This window comes from Bradyrhizobium sp. SUTN9-2 (assembly GCF_003122645.1).
GTDB lineage: Bacteria > Pseudomonadota > Alphaproteobacteria > Rhizobiales > Xanthobacteraceae > Bradyrhizobium > Bradyrhizobium yuanmingense.
In genome coordinates this window covers 3,835,391-3,854,991 of record NZ_LAXE01000001.1, presented here as the reverse complement: position 1 = coordinate 3,854,991, position 19,601 = coordinate 3,835,391, and the positions used below count along the sequence as shown (strand labels likewise).

General features: G+C 59.1%; 12 protein-coding genes. 2 read left to right on the top strand and 10 right to left on the bottom strand.

Annotated features, from left to right (window positions below):
- The first annotated feature begins 210 nt into the window (after positions 1-210).
- Positions 211-4,389, top strand: a complete 4,179-nt coding sequence (locus XF30_RS17850; protein ID WP_244608970.1) for a DUF4082 domain-containing protein — start codon at positions 211-213, stop codon at positions 4,387-4,389.
- 92 nt (positions 4,390-4,481) lie between these two features.
- Here the strand turns inward: XF30_RS17850 and XF30_RS17845 are convergent, their stop codons facing one another.
- From XF30_RS17845 to XF30_RS17825, 5 genes are all read right to left on the bottom strand, one after another.
- On the bottom strand, positions 4,482-5,150 hold the full coding sequence (locus XF30_RS17845; RefSeq protein ID WP_158284387.1) for a formyl transferase: 669 nt from the start codon (positions 5,148-5,150) through the stop codon (positions 4,482-4,484).
- A 161-nt stretch (positions 5,151-5,311) separates the two neighbouring features.
- A complete protein-coding gene (locus XF30_RS17840; protein WP_057029391.1) occupies positions 5,312-6,226 on the bottom strand; it encodes a polysaccharide deacetylase family protein in 915 nt (304 codons plus the stop codon).
- A gap of 6 nt (positions 6,227-6,232) precedes the next feature.
- The gene (locus XF30_RS17835) at positions 6,233-7,306 is read right to left on the bottom strand and encodes a glycosyltransferase family 2 protein (RefSeq protein WP_109145760.1); all 1,074 of its coding nucleotides are present in this window, start codon (positions 7,304-7,306) and stop codon (positions 6,233-6,235) included.
- Between the two features lie 463 nt (positions 7,307-7,769).
- Entirely contained in the window at positions 7,770-8,567 is a 798-nt protein-coding gene (locus XF30_RS37780) for a hypothetical protein (RefSeq protein WP_146207716.1), read from the bottom strand.
- Positions 8,568-8,661: 94 nt separating this feature from the next.
- Positions 8,662-9,264, bottom strand: a complete 603-nt coding sequence (locus tag XF30_RS17825; RefSeq protein WP_036029196.1) for a transglutaminase-like cysteine peptidase — start codon at positions 9,262-9,264, stop codon at positions 8,662-8,664.
- 324 nt (positions 9,265-9,588) lie between these two features.
- On the opposite strand from XF30_RS17825, the gene XF30_RS17820 reads away from it, so the two are divergent.
- Positions 9,589-9,981, top strand: coding sequence for a hypothetical protein (locus XF30_RS17820; protein WP_109143422.1), 393 nt, complete (start codon positions 9,589-9,591; stop codon positions 9,979-9,981).
- A 313-nt stretch (positions 9,982-10,294) separates the two neighbouring features.
- Here the strand turns inward: XF30_RS17820 and XF30_RS17815 are convergent, their stop codons facing one another.
- The 5 genes from XF30_RS17815 to XF30_RS40165 all read right to left on the bottom strand — a co-directional run bounded on the left by XF30_RS17815 (position 10,295) and on the right by XF30_RS40165 (position 19,511).
- Complete coding sequence (locus tag XF30_RS17815; RefSeq protein WP_036029191.1) at positions 10,295-11,608, bottom strand: HlyD family type I secretion periplasmic adaptor subunit; 1,314 nt, start codon at positions 11,606-11,608, stop codon at positions 10,295-10,297.
- Positions 11,605-13,539 carry a type I secretion system permease/ATPase gene (locus XF30_RS17810; protein ID WP_225151498.1) on the bottom strand — a complete coding sequence of 645 codons (1,935 nt, stop codon included), beginning with the start codon at positions 13,537-13,539 and terminating at the stop codon, positions 11,605-11,607. Before XF30_RS17810 ends, XF30_RS17815 begins: the two co-directional genes overlap by 4 nt.
- A 93-nt stretch (positions 13,540-13,632) precedes the next feature.
- Complete coding sequence (locus XF30_RS17805) at positions 13,633-16,062, bottom strand: Ig-like domain-containing protein (protein WP_244608969.1); 2,430 nt, start codon at positions 16,060-16,062, stop codon at positions 13,633-13,635.
- 771 nt (positions 16,063-16,833) lie between these two features.
- Positions 16,834-17,850 carry an aldo/keto reductase gene (locus XF30_RS17800; protein WP_158284386.1) on the bottom strand — a complete coding sequence of 339 codons (1,017 nt, stop codon included), beginning with the start codon at positions 17,848-17,850 and terminating at the stop codon, positions 16,834-16,836.
- Complete coding sequence (locus XF30_RS40165; protein ID WP_083235134.1) at positions 17,847-19,511, bottom strand: GMC oxidoreductase; 1,665 nt, start codon at positions 19,509-19,511, stop codon at positions 17,847-17,849. Before XF30_RS40165 ends, XF30_RS17800 begins: the two co-directional genes overlap by 4 nt.
- Positions 19,512-19,601 lie beyond the last annotated feature (90 nt).

Below are 19,601 nucleotides of genomic sequence, written 5' to 3'. Positions count from 1 at the left end.
CACGCCCGCTTCTTCAAGCTCAAGAGGAAGTTGACGAACGGCGCTACTCCAAAGTCAAAAACCGCTTCCGATTTAATATTTTTAATGTTATTTATATTGTTAAATACGAACCAACGTGACTGCCGCGACCGAAACTACAACCCGTACAGCTGGTGTTGCTATTTTAGATAGCATGTAGTCACGCTGACTAGCTGGGGGAGTACAACTGACGTGCCGGTGAAGTCCAATAACCGCCCCGGTATGGTAAGCGTCAGCGGGACGCCGACGCAGAACCAGACCTTGACCGCGACCGTGAGCGATGCGGACGGAGTGCCGGGCACCGTCTCCTATCAGTGGCAGCAGAGTGCGAACGGCAATTCGTGGAGCAACATCAGTGGCGCGACCGCGAGCACGCTGGTCCTCGGGCAGGCTCAGGTCGGCAGCTTCATACGGGTCACCGCCAGCTACACGGACCTCTCGGGCAGCACCGAGGCCCCGGTGAGCACCGCGACCGCCACGACAGTGGCCAACGTCAACGACCCCGGCGCTGTCACGATCAACGGCACCGCGACCCAGAACCAGACCCTGACGGCCAGCGTCACGGACCCCGACGGCGCGCCTGCCAGCATCACCTATCACTGGCAGAGCAGCCCCGACGGCACCACTTGGACGAACCTGGCCGCCACGACCTCGAGCCTCACCCTCGATAGCAGCCTGGTCGGCAAGCGGATCCGCGTGAATGCCACCTACACCGACCTGTTCGGCGCCAGCGAGAATGTGACCAGCGCGGCCACGGCGACGGTTGCCGCTGCGAGTGCCACCACTACGCTGTTCACCACCCAGACGCCTGTCATCACCAATGCCAGCGACGGAGTAGGTTATGAGTTGGGGATGCGCTTCACCAGCGACACCTCCGGCTCGATCCAGGCAATCCGGTACTACAAGGCTCCGGGCGAGACGGGGACGCATATCGGCCACATCTGGTCGGCTACCGGCCAGGAGCTGGCGACGGTCACGTTTACCAACGAAGGCGCATCGGGCTGGCAGCAGCAGGCGCTCGCCACGCCCCTGACCATCCAGGCCGGCACGACCTACATCGTCTCCGTCAACATCAACAGCAACTACGTCTCCACCACGCAGGGCTTCGCCTCAGCCATCAGCAATGGTGGCCTGAACGCCCCGGTGGGTGCCGGCGTCTTCGACCTGTCCAAGGGCGCCTTCCCCACCAATGTCTATCAGAATGCAAACTATTTCCGCGACGTCGTGTTCGCTGCGGGCTCGTCACAGCCCAATAACCGCCCCGGTGTGGTAAGCGTCAGCGGGACGCCGACGCAGAACCAGACCTTGACCGCGACCGTGAGCGATGCGGACGGAGTGCCGGGCACCGTCTCCTATCAGTGGCAGCAGAGTGCGAACGGCAACTCGTGGAGCAACATCAGTGGCGCGACCGCGAGCACGCTGGTCCTCGGCCAGGCTCAGGTCGGCAGCTTCATACGGGCCACCGCCAGCTACACGGACCTCTCGGGCAGCACCGAAGCCCCGGTGAGCACCGCGACCGCCACGACAGTGGCCAACGTCAACGACCCCGGCGCTGTCACGATCAACGGCACCGCGACCCAGAACCAGACCCTGACGGCCAGCGTCGCGGACCCCGACGGCGCGCCCGCCAGCATCACCTATCTCTGGCAGAGCAGCCCCGACGGCACCACTTGGACGAACCTGACCGCCACGACCTCGAGCCTCACCCTCGATAGCAGCCTGGTCGGCAAGCGGATCCGCGTGAATGCCACCTACACCGACCTGTTCGGCGCCAGCGAGGATGTGACCAGCGCGGCCACGGCGACGGTTGCCGCTGCGAGTGCCACCACTACGCTGTTCACCACCCAGACGCCTGTCATCACCAATGCCAGCGACGGAGTAGGTTATGAGTTGGGGATGCGCTTCACCAGCGACACCTCCGGCTCGATCCAGGCAATCCGGTACTACAAGGCTCCGGGCGAGACGGGCACGCATATCGGCCACATCTGGTCGGCTACCGGCCAGGAGCTGGCGACGGTCACGTTTACCAACGAAGGCGCATCGGGCTGGCAGCAGCAGGCGCTCGCCACGCCGCTGACCATCCAGGCCGGCACGACCTACATCGTCTCCGTCAACATCAACAGCAACTACGTCTCCACCACGCAGGGCTTCGCCTCAGCCATCAGCAATGGTGGCCTGAACGCTCCAGTGGGTGCCGGCGTCTTCGACCTGTCCAAGGGCGCCTTCCCCACCAATGTCTATCAGAATGCAAACTATTTCCGCGACGTCGTGTTCGCTGCGGGCAACGTCATCTCACTACTTAGCAGTTCCACAGTCTATGTCAGTGAGACGGGAGGGATGGCTACCATCACCGTCGTACGCTCCGGCGACCTCCAATCTCAAGCAACCGTGGAGTACACGACGAACGAAATCGGCACCGGCGGCACAGCTACGGCAGGCCAGGACTTCATCCAGCCCACGTTTAATGGCCGGTCGAACACCGGTCAGGTCGTCTTCAACCCGGGAGAGAGCACCAAGAGCTTCACCATCTCAATTGTGAACGATCAGCTCACCGAGGGTAACGAGACGTTCGCGGTCGGGCTTCAGAATCCCGGTTCCGGCTCCCTCGGGACCCCGCGCACAGTGCTCGTGACCATCATCGACAACGACTCGCCCGTCGCGATCTCAATGGCGGACGCGGCGATAAGCGTTACCGAGAATACACAGACGGCAACGATTACGCTGCTGCGCAGCGGCAACACCAGTCAAACAGCTACTGTCGGCTTCACGACAAGCAACGGCAGCGCCCTCGCGGGTTCCGACTACACCGCCTCGTCAGGCACGGTGGCTTTCGCTGCTGGCCAGGTGACCCAGACGATCACGGTACCGATCATCAACGATGCGACACCGGAGAATGATGAGACCTTCACGGTCACGTTGAGCAACCCGACCGGTGCCACTCTCGGCGCCGAGACAACGACGACTGTGAAAATCCTGGATAATGACAACCCCAATCTCGGCAATCTGGCGGGTGAGACGTACGTGACGGGACTGGGCCAGGGGTATGCCGGCGGGCCAACGGCGATCGATTGGACTCCAGACGGCCGCTACATGCTGATTGCCCAAAAGGACGGCGTGGTGCGTGTGGTGGACAACGGAGAACTTCGATCAACTCCGCTGATCGACATTTCGAGCGAGGTAAATGACGTCAATGATCGCGGACTGCTGGGTATCGCGGTGAACCCGAATTTCGCAACGAACCCCTATGTCTACCTGCTCTATACCTACGATCCACCCGAAACGGCGGGCCAGCCCGGCCTTGCCGGCCCCGATCAGGCCGGCAACCGACCTGCTCGCCTGGTGAGGGTCACCGTTGACCCAACCACAATGATTGCCGATCCGGCGAGCGAGGTAGTGCTGGTCGGAAAGAACAGCATCTGGGCCTATACGAGCCGTCCCGACGTAAACAGCACAGGCGATCCGAGCATCGCTCCTTCCGGCATCGTCAACGGCACCACGATCACAGCTCCGGCGAGCCAGATCGAGAGTGGATCGCAGGACAACGATCCGGATCGGACCGGCATCCAGAACCAAAACATTCGTGACTATCTGGCGACTGATAGCGATTCGCACGGCGTAGGCGCTGTTCATTTCGGCCCGGACGGCTATCTCTACCTCACCGTCGGCGATGGCGTGTCGTACAACTTCGTCGACCCCCGGGGAGTGCGCGTCCAAGACATCCACAATCTATCGGGCAAGTTGTTGCGGATCGATCCCGTTACAGGTGAGGGAGTGCCCGGCAATCCGTTCTATCAGGCAAGCGATCCAAACAGTAATGCGTCGAAGGTGTTCTACTACGGTGTTCGCAACGCGTACCGCTTCAGCTTCGATCCAGTTACTAATCTTCCTGTGCTCGGAGATGTGGGCTGGAACAGCTGGGAAGAGCTGAATACGGGGCCAGCCGGCTCGAACTTTGGATGGCCCTATCTCGAAGGCCCCGACAGGACCGGCAGCTACCAAAATCTCGCGCAGGCAATCACCTTCTATAACAATGGCAATCGGAACAATACGTCAGACCCGCCCGCCGTATTTCCGATCCTGTCTCTAAGCCACGGGGCCCCCGACAATGCCCACGTGATTACCGCGGGAGATTTCTACAATCAGAACACCATTTTTTTCGACGATGTCCAAAACGGAACGATCTTCGCTGCGACCCTGAACGCAAGCCGGCAGGTCACCAGCGTCCAGTTGGTGGACAACGTACAAGGCATCGTCGACATGCAGAAGGGCCCTGATGGCTGGATGTATGGGGCCAATCTGATTGACGGCACTATCCGACGTTGGGTCGACCCCTCAGCGGTTACGGCGCTGGGGCTCGCAGCGTCGTCCTAGCAGGCGCCGGTCACGGCTTTCCCCATCGATGACGATCTGCTGGGGCGGCTTACGATTTCGGCCGATAAGGCGAGCTTTTGCACGATTGCGCGTCAGCGAACTACCCTGTCGTTTTGACCAATGATCGAGATTTCGGCGATGGACCTCAGACGGGCGAGCCGGCGTCGCGCCACCAATTCCGGACCAATGGTCAAATCGGCTCCACGGTACTCGCGCCCAAGGCTGAGATCTTGCGAAACTCCGCTCAAGGTGCCCGCCACATAGCGTTGAACCACTCGTACATACGCTTCGGCACCGACCATCACGGCTCGGCCAAAAATCCTATGCAAATCGTCCCCTGGCTCGTATCTCGAATGCACTGTCTCAAAGATCGGCCCGCTGTCGACGCCGGACGTGCATTCGTGAATGGTCGCACCGAGCATGTCCAACTCGTCGTTGACTACAGGCCAAAAGCTGCACGCGGTTCCGCGATACTGCGGGCTAATACCTGTATGCAGATTGATGCAGATATCGGTTGCAGAGTCGAGGACCGCATTCTTCACGACCGACGTGCCGTAAATAAGAATCGCATCGGGGCGTCTCTGCCGCAGGACTTCCAAGCTTGCGGTGCCGTTTATGCCCTCGACATAGTCGATTCGATCAGATGCATAGAATGTTTGAGCCTTTTGCCCCAACAGACTTTCAAGTGACCGAGTCCGGGCCTCATCGTCTCGAGTCATCTTGAGAAAGACAGCACGGGTTGCCTTTCCTAAGAAATGCACCAACCCCTTCCGTACGGCGCGCCGCAGTCTTGTTCTCCGTGCTGACCGGTCCACAATGATGCGGTCAATGGAGAGTCCAGCGCAAAGCATGTTTGCGACATAACGATGTTCTGGGCCATCCCGCGTCAGAATCACTATTCTCTTTGGTTCGGGCTGCCCAGCTACCATAGCCAATCTCTCGCACACCGTAGTACAGGCATAATCCGGAGCTTGAACGGAATCTCTTCTGGCGCGGCGTTCCCCAGGCTAATCCGATAGAAAATGTCAGCCGCTGGTTTAAAGCGGTTGCTTTTCGCATGCACTAGAAAGATCGCCTTGTGATTACGCCGTGCGGCGCGCAGCGCACCTTCGGTCGCGTCCAATGCATTCCCATAAGGAATACTCAGGCATTGAACCGTTTGTCCCGATAACTTCTCCAGAAGCTCTCGGCTTTGCACGATCTCGGTCTCCAACTCGCTCGATGAAAGCGAACGAAAGAACGTGTGGCTCATCGAGTGGTTTCCTACTTCAATCCCTAAGCTCGCAAACCGCTTGATATCGGTGATATTAAGAAAAAGCTTCGATGTACGCCGGAGCTCCAATTCATTGGTGCCCATTGCGGTACACAGCTGCTGCTTCGCCTCCGCAATTTGCGCCTGAGTCCATTTTGAAATCACGTTGGCGATGAGCCTAGGGACTGATGTTGGTCCGGTTTCGTTGATGTTCAGGAGAGCTATCAGTTGCTGTTTACCGAGCACCACCGCTGCCAACGATAGGATATTATCCACTGGCAATCTGCTTCCGAGCAGCGTTGTCGGATTGACGAAGAACAGCGAAGGTGCATTTGCCGCTTTAAGGACAGTACTTGCGGTATCGAGAACTGAGCGATATGCGTCATCGAAGGTGATCAGCAAAGGTTTACGCGGCAGAGTGCCACTTACAAGGTCCGATCCGCTCACCACGTCAAAATGACGCGCGAAATACTTGACGTGCTTCTCAAAAACCTCTGGCCTTGTAACAACTCCAAGCTTGCCGGTTAACGGGTCTTCATGGTCCGCGATATGATGATAGACCACAATGGTAACGTCGCGCCGCATCAGTGGCTATCCCTGGCGCGAGCGGGATAACGCGTCCCCTAACGGACGTTCCACAGCAGCTACCTCCTCTGGCAGGTTGTTGCGCGGATTGCCGCGCGCTCTCCTCACGCCGACATTGCTCCAGCCATTCACCCAACGTTGACGATGCTGCCAGACATAGCGCCAGTTTCGCGCCTTTTCACGCAAATCACTTCTGCCGGAGATCAGGCCGGCCGTTCCGTACGCAAGCAAGCGAAGGAGGGGGAGAAGCATGTACAGTGTCTTGCCTGCGAGAATCGTCGCAGCAGAATTGTGACGCCGCAACAGCGTGATCCGGCCGGCAAGGACCTTGATGCGTTGCTCTGCTTGATCGGGCTCGGAAGACTGGCCGTAATGAATGATGGTAGCTGCAGGCGTGATGGTTGGGGATGCACCAAGCTTGCGCGCCCGGCGGCACAAGTCCGCTTCTTCACCGTACATGAAAAACTCGGGATCAAAGCCGTCAAGTCGCTTCCAAAGTTCGCGGTCTATGAGAAGAAAGCAGCCCGTGACAATGTCGACTGCACGAATGCTGTCACGCTTCCAACCGCCGTATCCTTCGGGATTGAAAACCGAGCTGCTGCGCTTCAAGCTGGTCAGACCAGTAGCAAAACAGAAGATGCTCCATAAGGTGGCATCTCCCCAACAGGAGCCAGGATTCAAGCGGCCGTCAGACAGCACGGTGCGCCCGCCCCAGATCCCAAAGCGCGGATTCGCATCGGCGAACTCGTGCAGATGATCGATTGCGTGATTCAAGATCAGGGTGTCCGGGTTGAGCAACAGAAACCGGCGCCCCCGCGCCCGCATCGCGGCGATGTTGTTGGCGCCGGCAAACCCAAGATTTTCTTGCGACGCGATGAGCTCGAGTTGAGGGAAGTTTGCGCGAATGGCTTCCGGAGATCCGTCTGTTGAAGCGTTATCGAAAACGATGACTTCGTAGAGTACTGTCGTTGTTTGTGCCAAGACAGATCGAATACATTCGAGCGTCATGGTGCGCGTGTTGTAGCTCACGATGATGATCGAAATGTCGGGCTCAGCGGCCCCATAAATTGCATCCGACATGGGATTCAGCCTCATGCGATACGTCCGGCCCCCCCTTCAATGTTCGACCGAACCCATCTTCGACAACCATCTCGCTCGAACGCGATTTGTCAGGCCCGTCCTTCCTGATGGTCGCCAAACCATCCGGAATTGGCTCATCAATGTGGTGAGTGCCTGGCGACCCAGGTCGGCCATGCTAAGTGCGCGCTCCTGTAAACACGAGCTTTTCCCGGTTCCTTCGCAACTGCACCGCCCGGTCGCTGCGTGCGGCCCGGGCCGGCCACCATTTTACCACCCACATCCACTGCGAATCCCAAGCTCAAATGGAAACGACAGCCTTCCTCGTCTTCTGTATGGCATAACCGGCTGGAACCCACTATTAAACATTTATATTATTAAATTGGTTTAATTTGCAAGTTATTATTTCCGGACGGGCGACCTTAATCCGAGAATGCAAGCCGCGGGGCTGGGGCAGGAAAATGGATCAGCGGATCCGAGGCTGCGGAAGCAAACTCCCCGGGACGAGCTGGCCATTGACGATGGTTGCACTCCTGACGTTTTCCCATTTGGTGATCGTCATTGTTCCGCCGCCCGCATTGTTGATCAGAAATGCGCCGTATAGAAACGGGCCAACGAAATACACATCCTTAAGGGAAACAGTGACGTTCATGCCATCGGGATGCATTCGCAACCCGTAAGGTCCGCCCCAGAACAGGACGTTCTCAAAGCTAACTGAGCCCCCTAATCCATCAGCGTAGAAGAATCCGGCCGTTGCATTGGTGTTGTTGTAGGTCTTGAATGTTGTATTGCGAACCGTGATGGCGTTGGTTTTGCCAGGATCATAACACTGAAGCCCGTCTGCGTGATCGCCCGGCAAACCTTTGGTTTCGATGTAGACGCCATCAATGTTGATGCCGCCAATACCGTCGGAGCCAATACACCGGAATCCCTCGTTGGATCGAATGCGGGAATTTTTCAGAGTGCAATCCCCGCAAACGACCGAGCTTCCGTCGTTGTTGTGGTCCCAGGAACGATGCTCGACGACTTCACCGTTGCTGAAGAACTTCCCGTAACGGGTGTATGGCTCGGAGGAATTTCCAGCAAAGCGGGGGTCATCAAATGAGAGTGGAGGAGCCGACGCAGGAGAAGGCAAACGCGAGGAGGCAGGACCTGGCGCTTGGCTGGAGGAAAGTGTTTGATCCGCCAGTGCGGAACCGGCGTAACACAAGCCGGCGGCTATTTGCGCCCAGCCAAAGCCTCGCCAACGCGATAATTTCTTCACAGATTTCCCCTTCAAATGATTGCGACCATGCGGATTGCGCGTTCACACCGCAGGCGATCTTAACCAGAGATATTTCATTGAATGGTTGTCGGGTTCATGCTCCCTTCCCTTCGATCCTCGCCCACAGAATGTGGCGTGGCATTTGTACCCGAACCCAGCGATAGTGAACGCGCGACCATGGTTTGATTTCGGGTGATAGATTGTCGAGAACGAAATCGCCATTTCGCGTGCGCACGAGAAGCACGAGGTGGTGCTCTCCGGAACTGACGACGACTTCGCTCAGTAGCAGGACTCGCGCAGGCCAGCCGCGCCGAAGCAATTCGTGGCGCTTGCTCACGGCGTAGTCATTGCAATCGCCGTGCTTCGGGTTGATGACCCATTCCTCGCCGGCAAGGCCGAGCTCGTTGCGCGCCGGCACGATGGCGAGATTGACCGCGCGATTGACCTCCTGCAGAGCCGCCCAGCGGTCCTCGGTCAGCCGGATCGGCCCACCACGAAACGAGCGCGGCGGAAGACATTCCGCCTCGTAGCGCAGGCAGAACACCGTGTACGCAAGGGGCGGCAGCGTCGGGTTTCCCAGTTCAATGTGCTGCCCTGACCGCGGCGTCGCCGGCAAGGACATGCGCCCCGCCCCCGCCCATTGAACTCCTCCGAGCATGATAGCGACCGCCACGACGGAGCCGAAGGTTCGATACATCTGCCGATCCCCTCGCAAACGCAAAACTGAGGCTCGGATCCGCTGGCAGGCTGACACCGACAGTCCCGCGGCAACCATATTTCATCTTTAATTTATTTAATTTAATTGTCAATTAAATATAATCGGCAGGAAGAAATAATCCGTTTGCGCATTATCCAGTACAGCCACAAGCAGATCGCCCCCGCAGACGCGTCCCGGCCCCCGGCGCATCGCCGGCAAATAAGGCAACAATTTAACGGCTCCGACGAATTAATCGTTGATTTAATGTGCCCCCCGGCAGATCGTATTCCGAACGACCTCTCCGCCTCACAATCGAGATTGCATATGCCGGAAGAACTGCTCGTCATTTTGGGGGCTGAAGCCATCCTGCTTGTCTTCGTCACAGCGATGACTCTGCACAACAAGCGAATGGATGTGCTGAGCGGGCTGCACCGCCGGGCGGCTAGCTGGTCCGCCGGCCAACACAGCAAGCCTGCGCCATACTCGGTCCGTGCGCGCGCAGGAGCTTTGCTGTCGGCGCTGACGACGTGGATCGGTATTGCCAAGCTCACCCCAGCCAATCTCTGGCGGCTGCTCAGACACGCCCAATCAAGCCTGACGAAGGTGCGAAAGCTGTCCACCCTTGTGGCTCGTTCCTGGCGGCCAGAGCGCCCTCAAGCCACGCCGTCCACCTCCAGCCTCATTGCAGGGGCTCGTCGTCAGCTCGGTGCTCGTTGATGCGGCCAACGTTGCGGTCTACCCCGCATCGACTCGATCGATCTCGCGGCGCAATCTTGAGCTCCGGGCGGTCGAAGCCAAACGATAGGCTTCGGATGCAATGCGACTAGCGGCGAGCCATCCGCAGCGAGCAGCTCTCCTCGGTGTTCACCCAGCTCACGGCACGCCTGCAAGCCCGTCGTTATCTTTTCATTTGGGCTTCTTTTTCGTCTTGAACATCAATGTTGTTCGCAGCAATGGACACACTCTTGAGATTCCTCTCAGCCCCGAGTGCGGGTCCACTCGGGGCTGTGTCATTTCAAATCCAAAGGGCTCAGCGCTCTTTGAATGCGCGCTGCGCCTGATCGTGTAGCGGCTTGAGCAGGTAGGACAACGCGGTCCGCCCTGCCGTCTTGATGAAGACCTCGACAGGCATGCCGGGCAGCAACTTGGCCGAGCCGAGCTTCACCAGCTCTTCCGTCTTCAGCAAGACGCGGCCTGTGTAGTAACTCGTGCCGGCACGCTGATCCTGCGTGATGTCTGCCGAGACCATGCTGACCTCGCCGTCGATTTCGGGCGTGGTCTTCTGGTTGAACGCTGCGAAGCGCATTGTAGCGGTCTGCCCCACGTAGACCTGATCGATATCCTTCGGTGCGATCTTGACTTCGACCGCGAGCGAGTCCGCGTCAGGAACGATCAGCATGATTTGCTCGCCCGGAGAGATCACCCCCCCGACCGTGTGGACGCTGAGCTCGTGGACGCGACCGGATTGTGGCGCCCGGATATCGACCCGATTCAACTGATCCACCGCCGCAGTCTTGCGTTCGCCCAGCTCGGAGAGTTTCGAGCGGGTTTCGATCAGGTCCTTGCCGACCTCGGTACGGAGGTCCTGGTCGATCTGAATGATCTGGAGTCCGATTTCGGAGATCTTGCCCTTCGACTGAGCGATCATTCCTGCGAGCTGGCTGCGCTCGCCCTCGATGCGGGCGGAGTCGCGCTCCAGGGAATTGAGCCGGGTGATCGGCACCAGGTTCTTCTGCCAGAGGCTGCGCACGCCCTCCAGCTCCTGTCGGATGAACTCCACCTCCTTCTGCTTGGCCTCCGTCTGCCCCATATAGCCCTTGATTTCGTTCTCCAACTGCGCGCTCTTCTCCTGCAACTGCGCTTTTTGGCCGCTCCTCGCCTGACGACGCAGGTCGAACAGCTTCCGCTCCGCGGCGATTGCACGGCTCGCCTCGGAGTTGCTCTCTTTGGCTCGGTCGAGCAGTACCTTTGGAAACACGACCTGCTCGGCACTGTCGCGCTCGGCCTCGAGACGGGCCTGCCGCGCCAGCAATTCGTCGATGCTATTGGTGACGATCGTCGCATTCGCGAGCGTCTGCGTCTCGTCGAGGCGGATCAGAATGTCGCCTGCATTGACCCGATCGCCCTGGCGCACGCGCAACTCTCCGACGATTCCACCCGTGGCGTGCTGGACCTTCTTGACGCTCGAATCCACCACGACCACGCCCTGCGCGATCACCGCGCCCGACAACTGGGAAGTCGTCGCCCAGCCGCCGACCCCAAAAGTCACCAAAGCGAACATGATCATTCCGACGATCATGTAACGTTGGATGGACTGCAACGCCGGCGCTATCTGATCGTTCATCGGCCGCCTCCTTGAGCTTCTGCGACGACCTTCAGCGGCACCGGGGTCCGCAGCACTCTCTTGAGTACCTCCTCTCGCTTGCCGAAGGACTGAACTCTGCCTTCGCCGAGGCACAATACATGGTCCACACCTTCCAGCGCCTTCGGCCGATGAGCGACAACGGCCACAATCCCTCCGCGGCGTCGCACGTTCAGGATCGCCTCTGTCAGAGCCTCCTCGCCCTCCGCATCGAGATTGGAAGATGGTTCGTCAAGCACGACCAGGAAGGGTTTGCCGTAAAAAGCGCGCGCAAGCGCGATACGCTGCCGCTGCCCCGCCGACAGCGCCAGCCCTCCCTCGCCGATCTTCGTGCTGTACCCGTCCGGCAGTGAGAGGACGAGATCATGCGCGCCCGCGGCGCGGGCGGCTTCCAGAACAGCGGCGGCGGTTGCGTTCGGGTCGAAGCGTGCAATGTTCATCGCAATGCTGCCGTCGAACAATTCTACGTCTTGGGGCAGATAACCGATGTGCTTGCCGAGGTCGTCCGAAGACCAATGATCGAGGGCGGCGTTGTCGAGCCGGATCCTGCCTCGAATGCACGGCCACACGCCAACCAGCGCACGCGCCAGCGTCGACTTGCCGGATCCGCTCGGACCGATGATTCCGACCGCCTGCCCACTCCGCAGCTGGAATGACACTTCGCTGAGAGTGGGTCTCTCGGAGTTCGGAGCACTGATATAGAGGTTCTCGGCGCTAAGGGTTTCCACAGGCGCAGGCAATGCCAACCGCTCCTCCTCCTGAGGAAGAAGTTTCAGCAAGTAATCGAGCCGTTGTCCCGATTGGCGCGCCGCGACGAACCCCTTCCAGTTCGCAATTGCCATTTCGACAGGCGCAAGGGCCCTCGCGGTGAGGATCGACCCGGCAATGATGATGCCGGCCGTCGATTCCTGGTTGATGACGAGGACGGCGCCAACGGCAAGAACCAGCGATTGCAAGATCGCGCGGAAAATCTTCGAGGCACCACCGAGTCCGTTTGCGACATCGCTGGCCCGTTCATGGGCTGCGAGGTACTTTGCATTGGCATCCTGCCAACGCAAAGCCGCTTGTTGCCGCATACCCATGGCCTGCAGAACTTCGGCATTGCGCCGTCCCTCGAGCGCGAGGGCAGTTCGCGAAATGGCAAGACGCGAGCTCGCCTTTGCCGGACCTCGGGTACGCGTTTCCGTGAGCATCGTAATGCCCACCAGCACCAACGCACCAGCCAGCGCAGTGATGCCAATCCAGAAGTGAAAGAGGAAGCAGACGCCGAGATAGATCGGCATCCAGGGCAGATCGAAGAGCGCCGTCGGCCCGCCGCTCGACAGGAAGCTGCGGACCTGATCGAGGTCCCGCACCGGCTGCAGGCCATCGCCATCCGCTCTGGTCTTCAAAGGCAGGCGAACAAGAGCCTCGAAGATGCGAACCCCGAGACTTTCATCGAAATACCGGCCCACCCGGGCGCTGATCCTGCTCCTGACGAAGTCGAGCCCGCCCTGAAACAGGTAGAGCACCGTTGCCAGAGCCAACAGAGCGACAAGAGTCGGTATACTGCGTCCGGGCAGCACCCGATCATAGACTTGCAGCATGAAGAACGAGCCGGTGAGCATGAGAAGGTTGCTCATGCCGCTGAATGCCGCTAGCGCCCAGAAGATCCGGCGGCAAGACCGCAGGAACGCCGACAACTCTGACTGCGACTCGTCATAGTGATCCACTGGCCGGGGTCGACCAGCGAATATCCGTGACCGCAGCACTTCGATCAGGCCCTTTGCCCAGCCGATCAGTTGCGGCGTCTGCAGTTGAGCGTTTTCCGCCCACTGCCGTCCGGCTGACCAGAGTCCTGATATGTGAAGAAATGGAATTCGATAGAGATTTGCGGGCGGGGGGAATACCCCCCGCCGTCCAAAGTCAATCATGGCTTCTGCCCCTGAAACGCGCCTTTGTTGGAAGATCCCTCAAGAGATCCCCCAAGGCAGTTGTTGAAGATTGCTCTCTGTGGATGCCGTCCCCTACGCGAAGTGGAAGTCGTTGCTGGTCAACGAGCCGAGCTTGGCGTTCTTCAGCGTGAGCGTATCGCTCCCCGTCGCGATCACGACATCGGTGCCGGACTGGGTCGCGTGGGAAAGAACGCTGGCAAAACTGTCGAACACACTCTTGCTGAACTCGATCGTGTCGTGAGCAGGTCCGCGGGCAACGAAGCCCTTGATGACGTCGTTGCCGAAGTTCGCGCCAAACACGAAAGTATCGGCCTGGCTGCTGCCAACGAAGGTGTCATCGCCGGAAGTGCTGGTCAGGGTCGTGTTGCCCGGCGAAGCGATGAACGTACTGCCCGCAATAGCCGCGTTGCTACCGGTTGCAGTGGATGACGTAGCTACGCTGGACGTACCGATCTGCCCGTCACTGTTCAGGTCCTGATGGAAGCTGGTCTCCAGCGTCTTGAGGCCAGAGTCCGTACCCGACACCGAGCCACCGTCCGTGGAGCCGGTCAGGGAGCTGACATGAGACACGTAGTTGCCGTTATTGTCGGTATTCCACGCCGTGTACTGACCGGTGCTCGTCTCCTTCCAGGCAACTTGATAGCCCGTCGCCGTCTTCTCCGCTCCAATGGGAGTCCAGGTGCCATCGGACCCGCCCACGAAATCCACGCCGTCATCCTTTAGTGTCGGGCCAGTGCCGGTGCTGCCGTTGAGGTAGTATTTGCCGCCACTCTCAACGAGACTTGTCACACCAGCCGATTCGACGACCTTGCCAGTCGTCGGGGTTGGCGACGTCGGGATGGTCGCAGTGGAAGTACCTACCTGCCCGTCACCGTTCAGATCCTGATGGAAGCTCGTCTCGAGCGACTTAAGGCCAGAGTCAGTACCCGACACCGAGCCACCGTCTGTGGAGCCGGTCAGGGAGCTGACATGGGACACGTAGTTGCCGTTATTGTCGGTGTTCCACGCCGTGTACTGACCCGTGCTCGTCTCCTTCCACGCAACCACATAGCCCGTCGCCGTCTTCTCCGCACCGATGGGAGTCCAGGTGCCATCCGACCCCTTCACAAACTGCACACCGTTGTCCTTCAGCGTGGGGCCCGATCCGGTGCTGCCATTGAGGTAATATTTGCCGCCGCTCTCAACGAGAGTTGTCGCGCCAGCTGACTCGACCACCGTGCCGGCAGTCGGCGACGTCGGTGACGTCGGCGAGGTCGGTGTGGCTGGCGCCGAGGTGCCGGTGATGCTGGCGGTGAACGCAGTGGACGCCGGGCCGGTATTGCCTGCTGCATCCGTTGCCGTCGCGGTAAGGCTGTGCGAACCGGCCGCAAGGGCGCTGGTTGTATAGCTCCACCCGCCGGTGCTGTTGGCAGTCGCGGTCCCGATCTGGGTCGTGCCGTCGAACACCTTCACGACGCTGCTCGCTTCGGCACTGCCCGACATCACCACCTGATTGGCGGTGTTCACGGTATGGCTGGCAATGGTCGGCGCAGTCGGAGCCTTGGTATCGATAGTGATTGCCAACGCAGACGACGCCGCGCTGGTCTGACCCGACGAGCTGGTCGCCGTTGCGGTCAGCGTATGTTTGGCGTCGGTCAGGATCTTGGTGATGTAGTCCCAACTGCCGCTCGAGTCCGTAGTCGTCGAACCAATTTGGGTCGTACCGTCGTAGATCTTGACCGTGCTGCCGGCAGCCGCGGTGCCCTTGAGCTCGATGGTATTGTCGTTGGTAATCTTGTCGCCAGCGGTGCCGCTGTCGGTCGAGAACGACGCGATAGTCGGAGCATCCGGCACGGTCGGCGTGCTGGGTGCGGTCGGTCCTTCAACCGGAAGCGGAGGCGGGATAAGGTCGCCCGGGATGAGTTGACCGTCCACGATCGTTGCGTAGCGAACATTCTCCCATTGCGTGATGTGTATGTTCGCATTGACCTCCTCCAACCAAAGCGCGCCATACGCAAATGGCCCCACAAAATACACGTCCTTGAGGGCGAGGTAGTCATCGTGACCGGCTCCTGCGTCCGCGGCAATGCGCAGACCAAAGGGGCCACCGTCGAACACCACGTTATTGAAAGTGAACGTTCCGCTATAACCATCTGCGATGAACAGCCCAGCAGTGGCATTCTGGTCGTGCGATACAATCGTCGAGTTTGTAATGGTCAGATTCCCGGTGGCGCCGGGAGCATAGGCCTGAATTCCGTCGGCGTGATCGCCCGACAGTCCCGTTGTCTCGATGTACGTATTGTTGATGGTGACATCACCGCTGCCCCCAATGCGCACGCCTTCCCTTGAAGAAATACGGACGTCGTCGATGGTGAACGAGCCGCTCCCTCCGACGGCGACAGTGTCGCTCTGGTCGGAAATGCTCACACCCGAAATCGTCTCTCCATTTCCAAGCCAGACCGTCCCCGAACTGGTCTGGTCGCTAAACATCGGATCATTCCATGTCAGAGGAATGGATGCCATCTAGTTTTCTCCTGTTAATTTCAATCTGGTTTGCCCCTGGCACGCGCCCAATTGTTTCCCCAAGCGACGCGACCCCAAGTGCGACTCTGCTGGCGCAGCGCCGTTGGGGTGCGTCTTCCCGGCGGGTGGAGGCTTTTTTGCGACGACACGACGGCTCACCCAAGGTAATTTCCTGAGCTACCCTAGACACATTCGCATCGCGCGAATTAAATGCCGGAAATTTCTTCAGTCCGATCAACCACTCGTGCACCGCATTGAACGAGGGCCACACGGAGCGGTCGAAGATATACAAAAGTATGCCGGAATCGATGTTACGCCTTCGCCACTAGACAACAGCTTACCAAGTGTCGTCGACGGCGCCACAGCAGAAAACCAATTAAATATTTCGATCCACAGATTATCCGCCGCCAAACACGACATAATTTTTGTCCGGACAATCAAGAGCGCGAGCGTCGAGCAAGAGCATTTGAGCACACATCGCGGTGCGAACAATCCGAACCCATATTGCCCGATTCAGGTAATGGCCCATCCAGCGCCATCCGCAAAACGCCAAGCAAAGCAAATGCCGTTGCGGACACACCATTCAGATCGAGAGTTACGAGCGCGCGCCGATTATCCTGATCGTTGATGTCCCCCGAGCCCAGCACACAGTCACCCGCTTCCCCGGCAGGGTCGCAACAAGATGTTCGATCAGGTCCTGCCGACGACCTGACCATACTCCGCCGCGTCTGACTGATGCAAAGTCAAGCCACCGTCGTCGGTCTGCACCGATCAGAAACTCAGATCTCGAAAGCTCGCGTCAAGAAATTCGGCAACATGCTTTCTCGCCAATAATGCGTTCAAACCCGCGATCTGCTTCTCGTCGATAGCTCGACTGCTGGCAGATCTCACGTTTGCCACAACATTCGACGGATTGGATGAGAAAAAGATGACGATCCCGTTTGGATTTGCATTCAGCGCATGGGCCAGCAGTAGATGAGCCAGTTCTGTCGAATCACGTGGATCTACCTGCGTCAGCGAACGCCATTCAGCCGCCATCCGCTCATCGGACAACAATCGATCAAGCAGTATTTTAAATCGGCTGGTAAGAGACGAATGCGTAATCACGAGGCGGTTAGTTGCCGGAACTTTCCTGACGTTCATATTCCAGATGGCATTTGGAATCTGCACAACGTCGAACAGCGCTGCATGTCTTTGGAGGATGGACACCGTCTCCTCTATGCCTGTCGCTATGCCAATGGCGCGAACCTTCCCTTCACGCTTGAGATTATCGAGAAGACGGATCAGGTCCGTTTCCTCTACGTCGGCAGCGCTGCACTCGTGCAGGAGTAGAATATCGAGATAGTCTGTACGCAATTCCTTGAGACTAGTCTCGACACTTTTTCGGAACTCCACGAGACCAAAGGCTCCGAAACGCGGCAGATAGTTGGACGGCACAGGCAGGTAATTCTTTGAGCTTGGCGCGACATTGTGCAGAAGACGAATGCTACGACCCATTGCGCGGACATGAAGTGCATGACTTTGTGGGACAATGCCCGCCTTGCTTGCCAGAACCAGGCGCTCCCGCTTTCGCGCCGCCAACTCTCCCAGAATGCCCTCTGCGCGACCGGCGCCATACATTCGCGCAGTATCAAAATATGTGACCCCACAATCCATAGCTGCTTCGAGCAACTTAAGAGCCTCACGGCGGGTTCGTCGCTTGCTCAACAGTGCGCCGGATCCAAAACCTAGGGGGAGCATGTTTCGCGGAAGGATTTCTCGAAACGGCGCGGCAGCAGCCACCGTCATGACGCGCCTCCGGCTAGTCCGAATGCAGCTTCTCGCTTTGTTTGGGCGACGGTGCTCACCGCATGATGGCATGCGCGCGCGGTCAGAGCGAGAATGGTCAACGTGGGATTCTGCGTGCCCTGGGACGGGAAACAGGCACCATCCGTAACGTACAATCCCTGTGCGTCCCAGCACTGGTTATTTGGATCGAGCACGGAGGTCGCGGGGTCGATACCCATCCGGGCGGTCCCGCATTCATGAATCGCGGAGCCAGGCGGGGCCGGCCGTTCATTAACGCGGCTCAACGTCACGCCAGCTGTTGCGGCGATCTCGCGTATGGCAGCTGCCTGATCGCGGGCACGCGCCAAATCCGCTTCGCTATAGCGGCAGTCGATATGCAATACGGGGATTCCCCATATATCCCGTCGTGTAGGATGTAGCATTACTCGGTTTTCGGCACGAGGAAGCATTTCACCGAAGCTAACCGCAGTAAAATGGGAACGCCCGTGCCCTCCTGGAAATTGATACAACTGCACGCCAAAACCTCGCCCGCCGAGGGGCGCGGGCCCGTCGCGCGCATCGAAGCGTGGAAGGTAAATCGCGCACCCATCTTCGAGCACTGGGCTGGGCTTCAGCGGCGCACCTCCACCCCACCCAGTTACGACAATATGGTCCATCAAGTAGCGCCCCAGCGCGTCAGATCCTGCACCGAGCCCCTGGCCCCCTTTGGATGAACGCGAAAGCAAGAGTATTCGTGTCGACTCTAACGAGGACGCGCACAGAAAGACCAACGGAGCGCAAGCACGTACGTCGGTTCCACTTTGTTGATCGAACCAGACTACGCCGCGTACGCGACCTGATCGATCAACATCGATTTGCCGTACGACTGCGCCCTCACGGCATCGAAGGCGCCCTGTAAGAGCAGCAGTTTCCAAGGCATCCAGCGGTGCGGCAAAGCGCGTGAGCATCGGCCGCGAGTGAGGCCACCGTGCGCGGATCGCTGCCATCAGCGCGAACTGATTCAGTGAAGGTTCAAGTTCTCGCGAGAGGTGACTGTCAGGCTGCCATGGTACGCCATCCATGGCACCGGCAAGCGCTAGCCGTCGCTCGACCATCGAATACCAGGGGTCCAACTCACCCGGCTCTAGCGGCCAAGGCGCGCTCAATCCATCGCACGGCGCAAGGTCGGAGGAGTTCAGCCGATAGTATTGCCGGCCGTGCCCTGGAAGGCCCACGCGTCCGCCGAGCGTTCGCGCGCGTATCCAGACAAAAGGTTGGCTCCGTGGCGTCACGTAAGGCAGATCATGATCGTCTACAAACGAGTCCGGTGCTCGGCCCCAGATGCTGCAGCGAGATTGGATGGGCTGGCGCAACATGCCGAGGCCTCTCAAGGCCATCTTGCCAAAGGGAACAACCGCAGGAGGGAGCAACCGAAGTGTCGCAGGGTCCGCGAGCCTACGGCTCATCCTGGCTATAGCTCGGCGCATCCCAGTCGTTCGCGGCGAATTCTGCCAGCCGGCCTCAAGCACAAGCACGCGCAGGCCAGCCTCGGCGAGTAAGAGCGCCGCCAATCCCCCGGCGGCTCCCCCGCCGATCACGATCGCATCCTGCGCTCCCGGGCGCCGCAACTCCTCAATCGTCGTGGTACCTAATACACCTGAAAGCGCCGGCCCGATCTGCATGACAACTCCCTTCAAGCGAAAATTGGTCGGGGGCTAGCATGCCAAGCGGACAGCGATGGGCCACCAGCTGTAAACAGCGACTTAAGACAA

Coding starts and splice junctions, on each gene's coding strand:
- XF30_RS17800 (WP_158284386.1), bottom strand. CDS start 17,850: ATGACGGTGGCTGCTGCCGCGCCGTTTCGAGAAATCCTTCCGCGAAAC.
- XF30_RS40165 (WP_083235134.1), bottom strand. CDS start 19,511: ATGCAGATCGGGCCGGCGCTTTCAGGTGTATTAGGTACCACGACGATT.
- XF30_RS17810 (WP_225151498.1), bottom strand. CDS start 13,539: ATGATTGACTTTGGACGGCGGGGGGTATTCCCCCCGCCCGCAAATCTC.
- XF30_RS17820 (WP_109143422.1), top strand. CDS start 9,589: ATGCCGGAAGAACTGCTCGTCATTTTGGGGGCTGAAGCCATCCTGCTT.
- XF30_RS17825 (WP_036029196.1), bottom strand. CDS start 9,264: ATGTATCGAACCTTCGGCTCCGTCGTGGCGGTCGCTATCATGCTCGGA.
- XF30_RS17840 (WP_057029391.1), bottom strand. CDS start 6,226: ATGCGGCGCGACGTTACCATTGTGGTCTATCATCATATCGCGGACCAT.
- XF30_RS17805 (WP_244608969.1), bottom strand. CDS start 16,062: ATGGCATCCATTCCTCTGACATGGAATGATCCGATGTTTAGCGACCAG.
- XF30_RS17815 (WP_036029191.1), bottom strand. CDS start 11,608: ATGAACGATCAGATAGCGCCGGCGTTGCAGTCCATCCAACGTTACATG.
- XF30_RS17835 (WP_109145760.1), bottom strand. CDS start 7,306: ATGTCGGATGCAATTTATGGGGCCGCTGAGCCCGACATTTCGATCATC.